Annotated in this window: 18 protein-coding genes; 5 read left to right on the forward strand and 13 right to left on the reverse strand. The window is 35.1% G+C overall.

All coding sequences use genetic code 11. The annotated features are described in order from the left end of the window. Positions 1 to 150 precede the first annotated feature (150 nt). The 13 genes from ACFO5T_RS12675 to ACFO5T_RS12735 form a co-directional block, all read right to left on the reverse strand. Positions 151 to 540, reverse strand: a complete 390-nt coding sequence (locus tag ACFO5T_RS12675; protein ID WP_380034978.1) for a hypothetical protein — start codon at positions 538 to 540, stop codon at positions 151 to 153. 274 nt (positions 541 to 814) lie between these two features. Next, positions 815 to 2,008: a hypothetical protein gene (locus ACFO5T_RS12680; protein WP_380034981.1), complete on the reverse strand. Its 1,194-nt coding sequence runs from the start codon at positions 2,006 to 2,008 to the stop codon at positions 815 to 817. Between the two features lie 241 nt (positions 2,009 to 2,249). Further along, positions 2,250 to 2,486 carry a hypothetical protein gene (locus ACFO5T_RS12685; RefSeq protein ID WP_380034984.1) on the reverse strand — a complete coding sequence of 79 codons (237 nt, stop codon included), beginning with the start codon at positions 2,484 to 2,486 and terminating at the stop codon, positions 2,250 to 2,252. Position 2,487: 1 nt separating this feature from the next. Next, positions 2,488 to 3,075, reverse strand: a complete 588-nt coding sequence (locus ACFO5T_RS12690; RefSeq protein WP_380034987.1) for an AAA family ATPase — start codon at positions 3,073 to 3,075, stop codon at positions 2,488 to 2,490. Beyond that, the gene (locus ACFO5T_RS12695) at positions 3,068 to 3,583 is read right to left on the reverse strand and encodes a hypothetical protein (RefSeq protein WP_380034990.1); all 516 of its coding nucleotides are present in this window, start codon (positions 3,581 to 3,583) and stop codon (positions 3,068 to 3,070) included. Before ACFO5T_RS12695 ends, ACFO5T_RS12690 begins: the two co-directional genes overlap by 8 nt. Next, positions 3,546 to 4,325, reverse strand: a complete 780-nt coding sequence (locus ACFO5T_RS12700) for a relaxase/mobilization nuclease domain-containing protein (protein ID WP_021779363.1) — start codon at positions 4,323 to 4,325, stop codon at positions 3,546 to 3,548. The genes ACFO5T_RS12695 and ACFO5T_RS12700 overlap by 38 nt, the downstream gene beginning before the upstream one ends. Then, a complete protein-coding gene (locus ACFO5T_RS12705) occupies positions 4,325 to 4,618 on the reverse strand; it encodes a plasmid mobilization protein (RefSeq protein ID WP_380034995.1) in 294 nt (97 codons plus the stop codon). The genes ACFO5T_RS12700 and ACFO5T_RS12705 overlap by 1 nt, the downstream gene beginning before the upstream one ends. Before the next feature lie 86 nt (positions 4,619 to 4,704). Continuing rightward, positions 4,705 to 5,580 (reverse strand): toprim domain-containing protein, encoded by an 876-nt coding sequence (locus tag ACFO5T_RS12710; protein ID WP_021779361.1) that lies wholly within the window; start codon positions 5,578 to 5,580, stop codon positions 4,705 to 4,707. Positions 5,581 to 5,583: 3 nt separating this feature from the next. Continuing rightward, the gene (locus ACFO5T_RS12715) at positions 5,584 to 6,753 is read right to left on the reverse strand and encodes a VapE domain-containing protein (protein WP_380034998.1); all 1,170 of its coding nucleotides are present in this window, start codon (positions 6,751 to 6,753) and stop codon (positions 5,584 to 5,586) included. 91 nt (positions 6,754 to 6,844) lie between these two features. Further along, positions 6,845 to 7,117 carry a helix-turn-helix domain-containing protein gene (locus ACFO5T_RS12720; protein WP_380035001.1) on the reverse strand — a complete coding sequence of 91 codons (273 nt, stop codon included), beginning with the start codon at positions 7,115 to 7,117 and terminating at the stop codon, positions 6,845 to 6,847. A 152-nt stretch (positions 7,118 to 7,269) separates the two neighbouring features. After that, entirely contained in the window at positions 7,270 to 8,520 is a 1,251-nt protein-coding gene (locus ACFO5T_RS12725) for a hypothetical protein (protein WP_380035004.1), read from the reverse strand. A 68-nt stretch (positions 8,521 to 8,588) separates the two neighbouring features. Continuing rightward, on the reverse strand, positions 8,589 to 9,833 hold the full coding sequence (locus ACFO5T_RS12730) for a tyrosine-type recombinase/integrase (protein ID WP_021779357.1): 1,245 nt from the start codon (positions 9,831 to 9,833) through the stop codon (positions 8,589 to 8,591). Positions 9,834 to 10,349: 516 nt separating this feature from the next. Continuing rightward, positions 10,350 to 10,709, reverse strand: coding sequence for a hypothetical protein (locus tag ACFO5T_RS12735; protein WP_380035007.1), 360 nt, complete (start codon positions 10,707 to 10,709; stop codon positions 10,350 to 10,352). Positions 10,710 to 11,124: 415 nt separating this feature from the next. On the opposite strand from ACFO5T_RS12735, the gene ACFO5T_RS12740 reads away from it, so the two are divergent. From ACFO5T_RS12740 to ACFO5T_RS12760, 5 genes are all read left to right on the forward strand, one after another. After that, positions 11,125 to 12,714, forward strand: coding sequence for a type I restriction-modification system subunit M (locus ACFO5T_RS12740; RefSeq protein ID WP_380035010.1), 1,590 nt, complete (start codon positions 11,125 to 11,127; stop codon positions 12,712 to 12,714). An 86-nt stretch (positions 12,715 to 12,800) separates the two neighbouring features. Continuing rightward, entirely contained in the window at positions 12,801 to 13,802 is a 1,002-nt protein-coding gene (locus ACFO5T_RS12745; protein WP_380035013.1) for a type IV toxin-antitoxin system AbiEi family antitoxin, read from the forward strand. Beyond that, positions 13,774 to 14,628 (forward strand): nucleotidyl transferase AbiEii/AbiGii toxin family protein, encoded by an 855-nt coding sequence (locus tag ACFO5T_RS12750; RefSeq protein WP_380035016.1) that lies wholly within the window; start codon positions 13,774 to 13,776, stop codon positions 14,626 to 14,628. Before ACFO5T_RS12745 ends, ACFO5T_RS12750 begins: the two co-directional genes overlap by 29 nt. A gap of 112 nt (positions 14,629 to 14,740) precedes the next feature. Beyond that, positions 14,741 to 15,901, forward strand: coding sequence for a restriction endonuclease subunit S (locus ACFO5T_RS12755; protein ID WP_380035019.1), 1,161 nt, complete (start codon positions 14,741 to 14,743; stop codon positions 15,899 to 15,901). Between the two features lie 90 nt (positions 15,902 to 15,991). Further along, positions 15,992 to 18,991, forward strand: coding sequence for a type I restriction endonuclease subunit R (locus ACFO5T_RS12760; protein ID WP_380035022.1), 3,000 nt, complete (start codon positions 15,992 to 15,994; stop codon positions 18,989 to 18,991). The last annotated feature ends 159 nt before the right edge of the window (positions 18,992 to 19,150 follow it).

Below are 19,150 nucleotides of genomic sequence, written 5' to 3' on the forward strand. Positions count from 1 at the left end.
CTCCAGATAAATAGTGAAACCTTCTAGTTTTGATTTATGTTTCCTTGCCCATAGAAAAATCCTTAGAATTTTACTCACTAATTAAAAATACGCAAACCCTACAATTTAAGACAGACTTATATCATTTATATATTGTGTTTTAACCAGTATTTAATTTATCGTTCTGCTATTTCCGCTTTTTGAAATCCATTGCTCTGTAACTCCGTACGCTTCAAACAATACTTTTGTAAGATTTGAAAGTTTACACTTTTTAGTCCAAATTTTACGTTTTGGACCACTTATATTATTTGTCGTACAAACTTTTATTCGTCTCCATTTGATAGTTTCAACACAAATTTGGTATTTGTTACCAGCATCGTCCATAACATTTAAACTACGTACCTTTTCATCTTTATATTCGTATTGGGTGTTAATTCCAACTTTTTTTGCCCAGTCTTGAACAATTCGGTCAATTTTGAAATACCTCTTTTCTTTGGAGGAAGAACCTAATAGAAATAAATCTAAAATGATAATTAATAAATCTAGAGTTCCTTCTAACATAAAAATTTGTGATCTTGGGTAAAATAAGGCACTGTATAAATTGATTGCAAATTCCAATAACTATTAGAATTGCCGAAGTGCCTATTTTGTTGTTTTTTAATTGATTGTCTAAATATACACTTATTTGCAATTGTTTAAGCTTTAGCGAAAGCATCTTTATATCATTTAGGGTTAGATGCTAGAAGAACTGTGACTTTATATATTAGAATAACTCTGCTGATGTAAGGTTAATGATTTTTGATAAGGAATTCTTCTCTTAATATGATGTACTCGCTTAGTGTCCGATAGCGGTCATCTTCTCATAGTAATTTGTGTACATTGTAAAAACTTCTTTATCAATGCTAATATGAATTCTACCACCTTTATTTATATAATTGATGGCGTTTAAAAGCGTATTTTCTAGTGGATTTACTGCCTTTAATTTTGTGAATGGTATCCTTAAGAGATTGATGTTGTTTTGCTTGCAATAATCGTTTTTAATAAGATCTCTTTTAAGTCTTGCCTTTTGAACATCTAGATTTTTATCAAAACCAAATTTTCCAAAATGCTGTTGCCCATCAAATTCTATGATTAAGTTTAATGATTGTACATAAAAGTCTACTTGTAACTTATTCTTGAATTTCAAGTCGTGAAATGTTTTGTTTTTATTAAAGCTTAATTGTTCTCTTGTTAAAATCTCAGAAATAATCTGTTCACCTAACGAAACGCTGTTCTTAGGATAGCATTTGGGACACATTTTACTGTGTATTTTATGCTTATGGAATTTAAAAGGAAAAGGGTGTTTATGACCATCTCCATTACAACTGAAGATTATGGAGTAGTGGTTGTACCGATCTTTTTTAAAAGACCTGTAGGTGTATACTTCTGAGAGACCTGTTTCAATATTCTCTAGCTGGTTATAAATAATTTCTTTTAGTTCGTCTTCTGTATATCCATTGCTAGAAGCTAATGAAGCACACTTTTTACAACCGTGATTTTGACCAAGCAGTCCCTGCTCTTGGTAAAATGTGATACCGTGGTATAAACATTTTAACTTCAAAGATTTAGGTCTGGTTTTACTGAAGCCAGGAATTTCTAAAATATAATGCCAATCTTTTATAAACTTTGAGTGACTATTTCTCAGCTTTTGGTCGTGTTGATCATATGATAATACAGTTACAATGCTGGAGTTATGATTTTGTATGCAACCTTTACATTTTTTTAGAAATTTTTTTGATGATTTGAAAGTTTGTGCTGGTAGAATGAAAGTACTGCCGTGCTCTGTACACCTTAAATGATAGTATTCAATATTACGATTCTGATTGTTTTTTTTGAAAAAGATAGAGCCTCTAGGTGCGGGATCCAGCTCATATTTACCGTCAAACTTATTTGAGATAAAATTTTGAACTTCTCTTCGGTACAGAAATGGGTTTCTTTTGTTTTTTTCAATGGGTGTTAACTTTTCCCACTTGTTTTGTTCAGTTTTCATTATTAAAGATTTGAAATGAAAAAGCGCGAGACCGATATCATAAGTCCTAAGGTATCGGCAAACACCCGTCACTGTATGAAAAATCGACCCGCGCCAAGCGGTCGATTTAACTATGATACAGTGACTTGTAAAATTTTGCCGATTTCTAGGTCTGATCAAGCTAAACGCTTTATATAAATATGTTAGATTTCTATTTTTCTATAATTCTAGTTTTATATGAGTTTTTCATTTCATAGGCAAGTTATGAAATGTCATTGATATATTTTTCGATTGATTTATTGAGTATTGATTTAATACTTACCTCTTCTTGCAGTGCTCGTTGCTTTACCTTTTTGTAGAGGGATTTAGGTAGGTAGAACGCAATCTGTATTTCTTTTTCTGCCGGTTTTACCTTTTTTACAGGTTGTACTCTTTGTATTGGGGTTTGAGTAGCTTTTTTGGCTTGGTCTATTAGTGATTTGAGGTCAAGTTCTTCCATATTATAAAAGTTTAATTAGTGTCTCTTTAGTGAGAGCATTTATTTGCATTTGAGCTTTTGTTGTGGTACAACCCTTATTCATTATAGATCTTGTATAATCAACTAAATCACTAATCCGAGTTTTGGCTATTTCGACTCTGTATTTTTTAATTTCTCGGTATACATCATTGGTTAATGTTGTATTTGCTTTAATCATATTCATCACGATTAGAAGTTTGTCCTTGTCTATTACTCCTAGAACCAGGTCTAATGTTTTATTGATCGCGATTACATCAAGTAGACTGGCTTTAGTGGGTATAATAATGAGATCGCTTATTTGTGCAATATTTTCTAGGTTGTTAGATAAATAGGGAGGTGTGTCTATAATTATAAAATCATAGCTTAATTGTCTAATTTCTACTACAGGCGTACTTGCTGGGTATATATCTATATTTTCAAATTGAGACTGAAGGCTCACTAAGCTGCCCTGATGATCAAGATCCACAATAGCAATTGTGGCGCTTTTTGCTAAATTAAGAGCAATGTTTGCTGCTAGAGTGCTTTTCCCTACGCCTCCTTTTTGATGGGTGATGGTGATTATTTTACTCAAACTTCTCTTTTTTCCAGTTTATAAATGATTTATAGGCATTTTTATCGCTTTGGAAAAATTCACCTAGATTAGTCTTAAATGAGCTAAATTGCTGTGATTCTGCGGTATATTTTTTACTGATTTCAGAATATTTAAAAAGTCCAAATCCCGTTCCAGTAATCAGGCTTATTAGTAGTAGCACTATAAGCGTTCTGTAAAAAAGGTATTTTTTCTTACCGGTACGTTGAAATACTTCAAGTTGTGTTTTTGTGGTACTCATTATTTCTTTTGAAAACTTCTGAGATACTTGCTCCGTATATTGCTCAAACCTTTTTAGCTCTGTTAGATCTGGAGATATATGTATTGCTTTTATTTGTTCTTTCAATTCCTGTAAACGATAATTTTCAGCTTCTAGGACTTGTAAGTCATTGTTAATGTAGTTTCTTGTTGCCTGTAGTTTATTGATGTCATTACTAAAGCTGTCTAATTCTTCAACGAGTAATGCCGCCAGTCTTTCTAATTGTGTCATTGTTTTTTGATTTTAATTGTTGCGCTTTCGCGAAAGCTTTTTCCAAATTGTTTTTTGATAGTTGTCTATGTACCTCACTAGCTTTAAAATTGTATTCTTTATAATGAATTCTACAACCTCTATAATTCCCAAATTTGTCAATGCTTTTGATAACATATACGCCTTGCGCTTTCATATATGAGATATAGCTAGATAGATCTTCTGGAACCATTTCACTAATTACCTTTTTGTGCAATTGGAATATCTCCGTCCTAACTTCTTTAGTTTTAGATTGCTTTTGTTCTCTTACCTCTGTTGTTGTTTCTAAACCTAATCTTTTTGCTACCCTTTCGGCAGCTTTCATAGATTTTCCACCTATATAGCTGTCGGAAACAGCTCTTCCATCAAATCCAATTCTAGAGGTGTACAGGTGTATATGTTTATGAGGTTTATCTTGATGTAAGTAAGCAACACTTTGATGTTCATTTAGCCCCATCTCCTTTATGAATTCTGAAACTATCTTATTCCAGTCTTTAAGCACGACTCTTTGACCGTCTTTTATGGTTGGACTTAAAACAAACGAGAGCATATTGCGAGTACAATTTGCGTTGAGTTCGTGCAGTAATTTGAACTCTTTTGTAATATCTCTTATGTCTGTTGCCATAATATTTCTCTTTAAAACAAGTACAGCAGATTTATCACTATCATTTCCATATTCTAAACTCGCTTGTAAATGACTTATAGATTGTCCCAGTCCTACCATTATTGAAATTTTTTTAGATTTAATCTTAATTCATCGGCTAGTTTGTGAACTTCATTTTTAAGTCTAGGATCTTTGTTTTTAAATAAGTTGCCTATCGACTTCCATCCGTTATGAATTTTTACTAGCTCTTTAAATAGATCTAGTTCTTCGTTAGATAGGCGAGCCCGTAATTTTTTATTTAAACCTACCTGGCGTAAATATTTACTGAGATCGAGTCCTGCCTCTTTTGCAGCTTGTTGTAATAGCTTTTTTTCAAGCTTTGTTACTTTAAATGTTATATAATATTTTCTCATAATTTGAAACCTGTTTGCGACCTTAGGAGCAAACCAAGTATTGCGTACTTGGGACTTCGGCGTAGCAAGAAGTACCAACGTGCGCACTACTTGAAATACTCAGATCTAAAAATTTTGTGCTCGTCATTTTTCCCATTTATTAAAAACTCATTTATATCTATGTATTGACTATAAAGGTGACTTTTATCACAAACATTTTTACAAGAATTTATAAGTGATTTTGACGTTTTTTTTCCACTCTCATCATTGTCTAGATATAGGTGAATTTTATCGTATTTATTTAAAAATTTAAAGCTTTGATTAACGAGAGAGATAGAGTTAAGAACAAGAATGTCTGAGTTAATTGGGCCGCTGCTTAATTCAAGAAATGCTAAATAATCAAAAAAGCCTTCGAAGATTTTAAGGTTTTTCATATCGTTCCTAATAACTGAAATCGCTTTTTTACCGATACAACCCTTAAAGCCTTGATTTCTAATTTCCCAATTAGATAAGATATTTTGAAACCCAAGACCAAAGTAGCTGCGACCAGCTACTTGGTAATGAACTTCCTTTAACTCTTTTGATATCAAATTTGACGAGATACATCTTCGCTTTGCATAGTTTAACAAAGCCTGATGTTGCGGAGGTAAAATCTTAGTAACGGTAATCTTTGAAGACTGAGTAGACTTCTTCTTTTGAGAAACATTATAAGTTTTAAACTCGTCCTTAGATAGCGCTATAATGGCATCGTGAAAGTTTATTTTATGCAGTCTCATTATTAGATCAATGATTGAGCCGCCAACCCCTTCTCCGTGGTCATACCACCTGTTTAAACGTAAACAAACTTTAAAGGAAGGTCGTAGCTCGTGTCTAAATGGGCTTAAATACCAGTAATTACTATTTTTAATAGACTTAGGTTGATAGCCTTTCAATGCCAATAGGTGTATGATGGAGATATCTTTAATTATTTTTAAGTCAGCCATTTTCTATTGTAGTTTTTGATTAGACTTAAAAGACGCTAAGTACCCATATGCTTGTAGTTTGGAGTGCTTCACTTTTTCATAACCTAATGCACTTAGGGCTTTACCGGCACTAATATGGTTCAGTTTTGCGTCGGTGAAGCTTAATTGGTTAATGACATCTGTAGCTGTTTTAAAATCTTCTATAGAGTCTGTCTTAGTAAAATATTTATCTATCAATTCAAACTCACTGCTTTGGTTAAAGTATTTCTTATTTCTAATCTCATTTAACTTTATGTCTTCAGGAGTCATTTCGGCGTAGAATTCATCATCTTTAAAAGCGAGATGATAAGCTTGAGCCCATAGCATATTAATATCTACATTATCTTTGTAGCTAAAATCTATTTCCCCTATAATTTCAAAGCAAAGCCACCTTACCGATCCAGTAGGGTCATTAAGGAAGTCATTATCATTTGTAGATGCTAATAAAGAAGCTCGTCTTGCAATAATAGAATAAAGCCTATCATAGGGTAGCCTCTCATTAATTTGGGTCTTAGATAAGAAAGATTTATAGTTGTTAATTGCAGATTTGCTTGCTAATCCTAACTCATCTAAGTTCACAAGCATATTACGAGTTAATGAAACTCTGGAATCTTTATCAAATCCAATATCTTCTGCTATATAATCACTAAGCTCTTCCGGGCATAAATTTCTTATCCAGGTAGTTTTACCTTTATTCTGAGCTTTTTGATAAAGAACAAAACACTGCTTATTTGCATACCCATCAATAAGAGCGCATTTTACAGCTCTAACCATCCATTTCTTGAAATGGTATATGGCAAGATCTAGCTCTTTAAAATCAATGTAGGATACATATTCACTTATATAGTCAGTACCGTCCCAATCAGGTAGATGAGAGAAGTAATTTTCTATAGGATCAAATTTTTCCACAAGATGTGACTTCAAATACATTTCTACATTTTTTAAAGAGGTTTTAATATTATTCTGGCTTAATTCTATATAAAGTGAAGCCGTATTAACAACTTCCCATTTTTTTGAATCGATTGGTTTAATGTCACAAGTATGTGACATAGTATTATATCGTATGTGGTACTTTTTATGTAAGTATTCAAAGATTTGATCAAAAACTGTCTTTACCAGAGGTTTGTCTAAATGATAGATAGATTTTTTTTTCATAAATAAGGGTTTAACCCGTATATTTACACAGGTTTTATTATTGGAATAAAATTGAAGATATAAGGCACTACCGTGGAGGGTAGTGCTTTTTTTATTTTAGCCGATTGAGTGGAATGAGATTATCATTCTCATCGAAGATAGTAGTATGTTTTATTTGGTAACTACGGCCTATGCGCACAGATTTTAAAATGCCACGACTACAGTAGGACCTTATTGTCTGTGGTGTTTTATTGTAAAATTTGGCAATTTCAGCAGGACTGTAATGACTGGTACGTCTTTGCTGATCTTTATCTCTTATATGATGATGTAAAAGAGATTTTAGTTCATTAATTTGAGATTGAATAACGTCGAATGGATTGTTCATTTTGTAAATTTTATAGGTGCAATATCGTGCTTATTTGTTGGTATACAGCGGTTTGTCCACAGATTCCATACTTACCACACTTTCTACACTTTTTGGGCTTTACTATAAAATTAACACGTTATATAAAATGAGAGATTTATTAGGTTAGTGAGCTAGTTAGTGCGTCTACGCATTTTATTATAGATTTTCAAATCCTTTTTTTCAATACCGTCAAATTGAAGTAAAAATTGATAAACGTTTCCAAATGAAAATTTATATTTTTTAGTGAATTTTTCTTCAGTTAATTGACAATTCACCTTGCTAAATGATGATCGAACCAGTTTTATTCCGAAACACTCAAATTTCTTTCTAAGTTCTACCTGTTTTAACCCTAACAGAAATCCTTCATTTCTAAGGATGAGAATTAAAAATGATAATTCTCTTGCAATTTCTTTTTTATTTTGGGGTTTGAACCCTTCAAAAATCCCTTCTTCGTTTATATTTTTTTTACTTATTAGATATTCTATAAGATTCTTTGCTATTTCTCTTTTATTATGTTTGAACGCTTCTATTGCAGGTTTGTAATGTTCCCAGTCTATTTGAGTTAGGTCTTGTGAGTTTTCTTCTTTCTTAACTGGGGTAATAGTAGAATCAGTAACCAGGTTTAGGTTTTCATTGCTTTCACTTTCATTCTCTAATGGTGCACTTAAAGATTCTTGATCTTTAAGAGTATTGGCTTCAGAGCTTGATGGTTTTAATAAAATCTCATCCTTATTATTTTCTGGTTTCTCTTCAAGTTCACTTTTTGAACCAGAAGTAGTCTCTACAGTGGGAGTAGGGTCCAGTTTGTTAACATTATTCGTAATATTTTCTAGCTTCCCCTTTGTTTTTTCTGATTGGCTTGACTTATTTTTAAATGTAGTTAATTGTTTTAACTGTGGCTCATTTTTAAAATTATCTAGCTTAACTTTTGTGCTTTCATATGTATGAGAAGAATGTTCCTTGAATTGCTCTTGGTTTGATTGAGTATGGCCCTTCTCTGATTTGAAAAAATGAGCAATAATTATATTTTGGATCTTAAAAAAATAAATAGGGGAGCTGTTAGGCGTAGCAAACATCTTTTGACCTCCCTTTTCAAAGTTTTTTCTTGTAAGGGTAATGAGAATAGCTGTAAATAGGAGGTATATCGTAATTTTTGGAATGTCAAAGTTCCAAATAGAATTGCTTGCTGATTCTATAATATCATTTTTTAGCACGTATGATGCTGTCAAGCATCCTGCGAAAATTATAATTTGATATTTGAGTAGCATTTTATCTTTAACCCTTCTTTGTTCAAACCAAACGAGTGTTAATTTTGTAAAGAATAAACTGATAACGATAGTGAGTGTAAGTCCAAATAATTGATCTAGTATGAAGTAAGTCATTTTTAAAATATTTTAATGAGTATTTTTCAGGTAGGTAGGTAATAAGAAAATCAATTTTCAAAGAAATTTTATCCAAACACGTCGTTCATAAATTTTAAGCTATCTCCTTGTGAAGGTTTGTAATACAGGTTAAAATTTTGAATACTCTTGTGTCCAGTATATCCCATAATAATTTTATCAGGCACGCCCTTATTTTTCATTATGGTAATGAAAGTTCTTCTAGCAGTGTGACTATTAACCCTTGTATAAAGGGGAACTACTGAGGTATGAACATCTTTCCCATATTTCATTGATTTTCGAGCATTTTCAACAAATCCCAGTAATTCAAAAAGTTCTTTCACGTATTTGTTAAATTTTTGATTAGAGATTGACGGCAGGTTAAAATCATACTTTTCCAATATTGATTTAGAGATTTCATTTAATGGAACCTTTAAACTTTTTGTAGGATCTTTTACATCAGTGACACATATAAAGTCGCCATATACATCCGACTTTTTAAGTTTTGAATAGTTTCCGTAGCGAAACCCTGTAGTACAACCTAAGATAAAGAGATCTCTTACTTTTTCCAGGCGAGTATTTGAGCTCAGGTCTACTGAGTAAATATCTTTGACTTGATTTAGATTAAAAGCGATTTCCTCAGTTGGAAACCTTTTTACGTTTTCAAAGTTTTTAAACTCATCGTTATAAGTGTACTTGTTTTTTTCAGCCCAAAATAAAAATGTTTTTAGTAGTCCAACATTCCGGCTTAAGGTGTTTGCAGAATGCTTTTTAACTTCAATACAAAATCTAAGAAAGGTTTGGTAAACCGTTTGATTAAGAGCAGAAAACCGAATGGGTTTACCTAAATAAGACTCAAATTCTTGAAGTAGTTTTTTGTTGTATTGATATCTTTTAATCGTTGAGGGTGAGTTCCCTTTGTCTGTAGGGTCATTGATTTTTTGCTCCAAAAAGATATCATATACTTTAAAAAATCCATTTGTTTTTGAGCTTGACTTTTTAAATTCTTTGTCAAAGGCCTGTCTTGCAATATCAATAGTGAGCTTTTCGTCAATCATTTCATATTGTACAGATAAACGATCGAGTAAATTAACGTGATCTTCGAGTGTTTTTTTTAGATTTCTAAATGCAATGCCTGACTCAATTTTATTTGGATTTTTTTTAGGCCTTTTATGTTTCAAATCCCAATCTGCTGGATGTATTCTCTGACCGGTAGAATATATAAATGATTTACCTTCTTCTTTGAAGTAACTCTGAAAATATATGAGGGTAGCCTGATTTGATTTAGGCTCTTTTAGTTTGAAAGAAGATTTCACAAGTTCTATTTTAGGTGCTATTAAAACTATATATTATTGCATATAGTTACGAAAATAAGATAAAAATATTAATCTTAAACCCTTATAATCAAGTATTATTAGTCATTTGATATAGTCTAGCACTAATAAGGTTCGAATCCCTCTTTCTCCGCAAAAGAAACCTGTAACGTATGTTACAGGTTTTTTGTTTTATGCCCATACGTCAAGCTTGCTTGTAAGTAGGGGGATAAAACAAAAAACCAACGAGCACAGCTCGTTATGGGTTTTATGCTTGCCAAGGATACCCTAGTGGGGATCACCGCAGGTAATCCCATCGTAATTTTTCTTAGTAAAACAGTGAGAAATGAATATCGATTAGAGAATATCGAATATAGCATAACGACTATAAAACAGCTCACGGCTTAAACCCTACGGCTTAGAGCTTAAAGCCAAAAACTAAGAACCACCATCTACCGTCTATTGAATATCAAATGTAGAATAACGACTATAGAACAGCTTACAACTTTCCCTCACCGCTTAATTAAGCACCTCCTTAAGCGTTCCTTTTCTATAACAACGTTCTTCACCTAGGTATAGCGGATTACCGTGTTTTTCTGACCAGAAGCCTTCTAGCAGATCTTTGGTGATGCATTGATAGACCACGACACCTTTATAGATAGTCTCGTTATCGCCCTCATAGTTAAAATTAATCACCAAGATATTGTTCTTAAAAAAGCCAGTTCCTTGCTGGTGCTGCGTGCCATTTATCACCCAGTTTGCAATGATTCTTTTGTGCTCATCTAGCGCTAGTGTGAGTTCGCCCTTATAAGCTGAGTCATCTGGGCTTTGGTTGCTTCCTGTGATGGTGTATGTGCCTACTAGGTCTTCTAGGGTCATTGGGTGGGTTGTTTTGGATGGTGAAAAGTACGTATTTAACTAAGATATATTCCTATTACGCTTTCGCAAAAGTATAACAAACCACATCCTTGTGATGATATCTATGGCGTGTATCTTCTGGTATTTGAGATTTCTGCGTGCGCGGTATCGTTGTAGGCAATCTCTTTTAATCATTTGTATTTTAACACAGTACTACGACACCTTCTTTTGTTGAATACCTAATATTTAATAATTTTATTTTTAGACCGTTGCTTTGATAATGGGAATACGGTTTGATTCTCGCTTTCGCGAAAGGTATACAGACAGCGCTTCAATATTTATAAGTTATTTTATTTTAAAGATGAGGATTACCGTAATAGTAAGAAAAACCTTCTTCTTATATTTACAGGAGACTACCCAAAAGCATTTTAACTGAATGACAAAAAAAACAACCAAAGCCGATATTAACTTTGAACAAGAACTCTGGAAAGCCGCAAACGAACTACGTGGTGCGGTGGCAGAAAATCAATATAAAGATTACATCTTACCGCTTATTTTTTTAAAGCATATCTCAGAGCGCTATGAGATGCGCCGAGATACTTTAAAGCAACTATTTAAAGAGAAGAAATCTGAGTACTACACACTAGATACAGAAGAGCAGAATTACATTCTTGAAGATCCAGATGAGTACCTGTCTAAAAACGTGTACATCATCCCAGAGAAGGCAACGTTTCAATTCTTGCAAGACAACGCAGAACAAGATAATATCAAGGTTCTGGTAGATGAAGCTTTTGATATTCTTGATGAAACACTAGCGGCAAACCGTCCTGATCTTAAAGGAATACTGCCGCGTATTTTTGTAAAAAGCCAACTCACAGCAAAGCAAGTTGCTGGCTTGATAAACCTATTATCAAATCCAAAACTCTCAGAAAAGGAAAATCCAGATAGTGATATTTTGGGACGTGTGTATGAATATTACATAGGCAAGTTTGCGATAGCCGAAGGCTCTGGTGCAGGGCAGTTCTTTACACCGGGAAGTATTGTGCGCTTACTCGTAGAAATGATTGAGCCGTATGAAGGTAAAATCTTTGATGCTGCTTGTGGCTCTGGTGGTATGTTTGTGCAGTCATTAAAATTTTTACAAGCCCACGGTGGTGATAAAAAGAATATCTCTATTTACGGGCAAGAGCGTTATGACGGCACCTTGCGACTTTGTAAAATGAACCTCGCTTTACGTGATCTTTCATTTGATGTGCGACTAGGTGACTCACTCTTACAAGATAAATTTCCAGACTTAAAAGCAGATTTTATTATTGTAAACCCTCCTTTTAATGTGAGCCAGTGGCACCCTGAGGATTTGCCAGAAAATGACCCAAGACTTTTTGGGCCTAAAGAAGAGTTTGCAACCGATAGTAATGCAAACTATATGTGGATGCAAACCTTCTGGAATCACCTGAGTGATACGGGAACGGCATCTGTAGTAATGGCAAATGGTGCAATGACTTCTAATAATAAAGGAGAAAAAAACGTACGGCAGCATATGGTAGACCACAATATGGTAGACTGTATCGTGCGTCTTCCAGACAAGCTCTTTCTTACCACTGGGATACCTGCTTGTATTTTTATACTCAGTAAAAACCGTGACGGTAAAGATGGTAAGCATCGCAACCGTGAGAACGAGATCCTTTTTATAGATACTAGTAAAATGGGAACGATGGAAAGCCGCAAACTTCGCGTCTTTACAGATGAAGATATTGATAAGGTTACAGAGACCTATCACAACTGGAGGAATGTGGGGAGTACGTATGAAAACACAGACGGCTTTGCCTACAGCGCTAAACTAGAAGAAGTACAAAAACAAGATTACAAACTTACTCCAGGGATTTATGTAGGGACAGAGGCTATAGAAGATGATGGAATCCCTTTTGAAGAAAAAATGGAAACGCTACAAGCACAATTAAAAAAACAGTTTGCAGAAGGAGATCGCTTGCAGGAGGAGATTCTAAAAAACTTCACAAAGTTCTAAATAGTTCTTTTTGAGAGGATTCTTATTTTATTTGTTCATATATTTGTTATGTTCATGTTACATGAACAAATTGAAAAAATGAACAAATGACTGATTTTGTATTTATTCAAGAATTTTTTGATAGTCTCGATTTTGAGATTAAGGTCGTCTACCAGAATTATAATAGGTCCAAAGGGGAAAACGTATATTTATTGAACAGCGAACCAGTTTTTATAGAAACGAAAAATGAAATAAGACCACAAAACATACACGCTTTTGAAAAAAATTGCAACAAGGAGTATCCGCTTTTAATAGCCTCCAAGTATATTACTCCTAAGTCAAAAAAAATATTAAAAGGTAAAGGAATAAATTATATTGACAGTTTTGGTAATGCCTTTATAAACTTATCTAATCTAAAAGTTTATGTAGAACAAGGGAATGCAAAACCTTATCATAGTGATCACTCAATCATTTTCACACAATCGGGTGGGCAGATACTTTTTCAATTATTAAAAAAACCTGAGAATATTAATGAAACCTATAGATATCTAGCTCACATAAGTAATGTATCACTGGGGAGTGTGAGTAATTTTATGAAGGGATTAATAGAAGAAGGTTTTGCTGTAAAATGGAATAATGACCAGAAATATCAGTTAATTAAAAAAGAAGAGTTGCTAGAGCGCTGGATCAATGTCTTAAATGAAAAAATTCTTCCAGCACATAAAATAGGGAATTATATCTTCTCTCAATCCAATAAATCAAATTGGAAAAATCAACTGTTACACCCTAATTTATTGTGGGCAGGAGAACCCGGAGCTGCACTGCTTACGAACCATCTTAATCCAGAAGTATACTCCTTATTTACAATTTTATCAAAACAGGAAATACTTGTAAATCTAAAATTACTTCCAAGTGATAAAGGAGAAATTAGCATTTATAAACCTTTTTGGATGGAAAGTAGTACGATGGAGAGAGCCACAAATTATATGAGTGGTAAAAATATTGCACATCCCTTACTTATCTATGCACAGTTAATGTACTCGGGTAATGACCGTAATTTAGAAACCGCAAAAATTCTTTATGATGAGTATATCGCACCTCACTTTTAAGGATTATTCCTTTGCAGATCATACGGAAGTGTATAAAGTGCTAGATGCTACTTTTAAAACACACGGGATTTCATATTATTTAATAGGTGCAAATGCTCGTGATGTACAATTATACAAGGCAAAAGCAAAACCTACGCGTATTACGGGAGATATTGATTTTGCAGTTTTGGTTCCTGATTTTGACACCTATGCATCCTTACAAGAAGCGCTTATAGCAGGAGGGTTTGCAAAAACAGAATTTCCTTATCGCTTGTTTCATACTGCGAGTAATACCGTTATAGATTTAATGCCTTTTGGAAAGATCCAAGATGCGAACAAGGTTGTTTTTAATAAGAATCTCACACTATCAGTGTTGGGGTATAAAGAGGTACACGAGCATTCCGAAACTTTTGCTTTACCCGAGACAGACCTATCTATACCAGTTACTCCCTTAGAAGGACTTTTTATTTTAAAATGGATTTCTTGGCAAGAAAAACCAGAACGACAAAAAGATCTGGATGATTTAGCACACTTATTAAACAACGCTTGGGATCTTTTAGAAGAGGAAGCCTATAACGAGCATCTAGATTTATTTGAAGAGGAAGATTTTAAAACAATAAACGCCGCTGCGCGTATTTTAGGACGTAAGATGAAACGCATCCTAGCTAATGACGAAACGCTTAGAGATAATATCACGACCTTACTAGAAAGCACCATAAGTGATAAAACAAAATTAGGTGCTCTAGAAATTACATTTGCCGCAGCTCTTAAATTGGATATAGAAACAACACTCGTAATTTTAGCAGATATTCTAAGAGGGATAAAAGAAGAAATACCTACTGGCTAAAAAAAAACAAACGAAAAACAAATCTGAAAACAAAAAAGGATAAACGCCTTGTTCACAGTAGCTAACGCTTTTTTTGATCTAGATCTAATAAAAAACAAATAGAAATAACCCAATGCCCCAAAACTGGAAAACATATAAGCTAGGAGAAGTTGCTACTTTGCAAAGAGGTTTTGACTTACCGAGTAGAAAAAGACAGCACGGAAGCTTCAAAGTAATAGCAGCTTCGGGGTTTAGTACTTGGCATAATGAATTTAAAGTTAAAGGACCTGGAGTTACGACTGGAAGGTCTGGAACCTTAGGTAAAGTTTTTTATGAAGCTGATAATTTTTGGCCATTGAACACTTCATTGTGGGTAAAGAATTTTCATTCAAATAACCCTAGGTACATATATTATTTTTTACAAACTCTGAATCTTGAAGCGTATAACTCAGGTACAAGTGTTCCAACATTAAACAGAAATGATGTTCACACTATTGAAGTTAAAATTCCAGAATTAGAAGAACAAACCGCCATAGCCTCCATACTCTCCACTATAGATGCCAAAATAGAAAACAACCTAGCCATTAATAAAACCTTAGAAGAAATGGCAATGGCACTCTATAAAGAGTGGTTTGTAGATTTTGGACCTTTTCAAGATGGGAAGTTTGTAGAAAGCGAACTCGGGATGATCCCTGAGGGATGGGAGGTGAAACGATTGGATGAGGTTGCTTATAAAAACTCAAAAACTTTCAATTTTAAGAATAAAGAAAAAGTAGTTTTTGTCAATACTGGAGATGTTCAATTTGGCTCGTTTTTACATAATAACTATTCGGACTCTGAAAGTTTACCAGGGCAAGCAAAAAAAGTGATTGAAGTAAATGATATTCTTTACAGTGAGATTAGGCCTAAAAACAAAAGATACGCTTATGTTGATTTTGATTCGAGCGATTATGTAGTTTCAACGAAGTTTATGATTATAAGAAATAACGAACTTATTAATAATAGGCTTTTATATCGTATTCTGACGAGACAAGAAACAGTTGATGAATTTCAAATGATTGCAGAATCTCGATCTGGAACATTTCCGCAGATAACCTTCGATGCAATTGGACATTTTCCTATTGTGTTACCATCTATAGAATTACAAGATAAATTTCAAAGTATTGTTGGTAATTATGAATATCAGCAAAAGAATAATCTAACACAAAACCAAACCCTCACCACCCTACGAGACACTTTGCTCCCAAAACTTATAAGTGGAGAAGTTCGCCTTACCGAGTTTGTAAATACCTAGGGAGTGTGTGGGTGAATACCGTTTTCGCGAAAGCGTGAACATAATAATAGTAACAGCGAGAGGAGATGCCTCTCTATATGGGAATTTAGTATGAAAGAAGCACACATAGAGCAAGCTTGTATAGACTGGCTAGGAGATCTGGGGTACACACACGTGCTAGGCACCTCGTTGCCGCAAAATAATGTGAGTGTGGTGCTCAAGGAGGAGCTGGCGGCATTTATTGCAAGACAGTATGCACACCTACCTAAAGAAATACAAGAACTTGCCGTTGCTACTTTTACGCATAACACAGGGGCAGATCTAGATCATCGCAACCGTGATTTTCATCTCAAGATGACCAAAGGGGTAGAGTTTCCCTATGAAGATGCAAGCGGCAGTGAGAAAGCCGTACACCTCTATCCCATAGATTTTGAGCATCCTGAGAATAATACCTTCTGGGCGGTAAACCAGTTTAGCATCACCGGTAAAAATAAACGTCGTCCAGACATCATCATCTATGTAAACGGCTTGCCGCTGGTCGTTTTTGAGTTAAAAAATTGGTTTGACGAGACTACAAATATTAAGGAAGCCCACAACCAGATAGGGCATTATATAAAAGACATCCCACAGTTATTTGAGTATAACGCCCTCACTGTGATAAGTGATGGTAATGAGGCGCAACACGGGATGTACGCGAGCGGCATAGAGTGGTTTGCTGCCTGGAAGAGTATAGACGGCACAAAAACCTTTAATGACGAGGATTTCCAGATGCACACCTTACTCTTTGGGCTATTTACAAAAGAGCGACTGCTGCACTATATCAAGAATTTTATCTTTCACGAAGACCATAATGGCAGCTTGATTAAAAAAGGGGCAAAGTACCATCAGTATTTTGGCGTGACCTATGCCGTGGCTGCTGCTCAAAAGGCGGTACGTCCCGCAGGCGATGGCCGCATAGGCGTGGTCTGGCACACACAGGGATCTGGCAAGAGTATCTTTATGGCGATCTACACAGGCATCTTGCGTAGCCACCCACAGTTTAAAAATCCTACCATTGTCGTGCAGGTAGACCGTAGCGATCTGGACTACCAGCTCTATGAAAACTTTGTCGCTGCAAAGGACCTCGTGGGCGATGTGCAACACGCAGACACTACAGATGACCTACGTAAGTTACTAAGCGCAGGTGCTGGTGGTGTGATTTTTACCACCATAGAGAAGTTCCGTTTAAAACAAGGTACAGATGAGGAGCTAGGAGAAACAGAACATCCTGTTTTAAGCTTACGCGAAAATGTGATTGTGATGGCAGATGAGGCGCACCGTACACAATACGGGCTGCTAGATGGCTTTGCCAGTAACCTGCGAAAAGCATTGCCAAAAGCCTCTTTTATAGGTTTTACAGGAACCCCAGTAGATAGTAAGGATGCAGACACGCAAGAAGTTTTTGGCGACACCATACATATTTACGATATCAAACAAGCCGTAGCAGATAATGCTACGGTAAATATCTTTTACGAGCCAAGACTAGCCAAACTTCACTTGTGGAATGACAAGCTAGATGATGAGGTAGATGCCATTACAGAAGCCACCGAAGATAGCGGTAATTTAAAATGGGCAGCCATAGAAGACGCCGCAGGAAGTGAAGATCGCGTGGCCAAAGTATCTACAGATATCCTTAACCACTTTATCAACCGTACGGCTACCTTAGAAGGGAAAGCAATGATCGTCTGTATGAGCAGGCGCAATTGTGTAAAAATGTATGAAGCCATTACTGCGCTAGAAGATTGCCCAGAAATAGCCGTGGTAATGACAGGAAATATAAGCAAAGACCCACAATCGTGGAATCCCCATTTCCGTACCAAAGAAAGCACAGAAGCCTTAAAAAAGCGATTCAAAAATCCTGAAGATCCGCTCAAGATTGTCATCGTGCGGGATATGTGGCTCACAGGTTTTGACGCTCCTTGCGTGCACACGATGTATGTAGATAAGATTATGCGTGGTCATAACTTGATGCAAGCCATCACGAGAACAAATCGTGTTTTTAAAGACAAGAAAAACGGAGTCATTGTAGATTATATAGGCATAGGTGACAATCTTAAAACCGCCACTACAAAGTACACTGGCGAGGGCGGCAAAGGAAAGCCTACCATAGATATGGAACAGGCGCTAGAACTGTTTTTTGATCAGCTAGAAAGTTGTCTGGCCTTTTTACCAGAAACGGCAGACTATCAACATTGGAAAGCATTGCGAGATGCAGATAAAGTATTGCTAGTAAAAGCAGGGCTTAATCACATCATAAAAGATGATGAAGCGTCAATGAGCTTTATGAAAGCAGAAAAGACGATGTCTGGATTACTATCTATTGTAAAAAGTCAGCCAGCGATACAACACAGCGCGATCGATGTACTTTATGTGCAGCACGTGAGTAAGGCAGTGCGTAATGCCAAGAGTGTAAAAAGCACCAGAAGCGAACAAAAAGAAAAGATTAAGGAACTCATAAGCCAGAGTATAGATAGTGAAGACATTGTAGATGTATTTGCAATGGCAGGGATTGAGCGAGCAGATATCTCTATTCTAGATGATACTTTCTTGCTTGGCGCGAAAAAGGAAAAAGACGGTCACGCCCTAAAAATTGAATTGATAAAAAACATACTCAAAGACGAAATCAAACTCAGGCTCCATAAAAACATCAAGAAGTACACAAGCCTAAAAGATGAGCTAGAAAAAGTAATCGATCGTTATCACAATAACGCGCTAGACAGCTATGCCACCATCGCTGAACTCGTACAACGCGCAAAAGATTTACAAAAAGAAGATAGCCGTATTGCAGAGTTAGGATTGAGCGAAGAAGAATTAGCCTTCTATGATATTCTAGCTGCTAAAAAAGAGATTATAAAAGAAGAAGGCCCTATACAAGACATCGTGCACGCCGTTGTAATAGCAGTAAAGAAAAACCTACAACTCGACTGGACCAAGAAGGAGAATGCAAAAGCAAGCATACGCCTAGCTGTAAAAAAGGAATTAAGAGGAAAGATTAGCATCACCAAACTCAATGAAATCTTACAAGATATTATGGAGCAAGCAGAAGGGCAGTTTGGGGAGTGGAGTGCGTAGGGGGGAGTTAATATAGATGGTAATTAGCAAAAAGCAGTTATGGATTTTAATAAAGTAAGAAAAGAACATATTATTTTAGGTATACAAGATTTTGAGGAAAAAGGATATTTTATGATGAAGAGGGTGGTAAGCAGTAGTTTCTTTCTTATTTTTTTAATC

It is taken from the genome of Dokdonia genika (assembly GCF_042652845.1).
GTDB lineage: Bacteria > Bacteroidota > Bacteroidia > Flavobacteriales > Flavobacteriaceae > Dokdonia > Dokdonia donghaensis.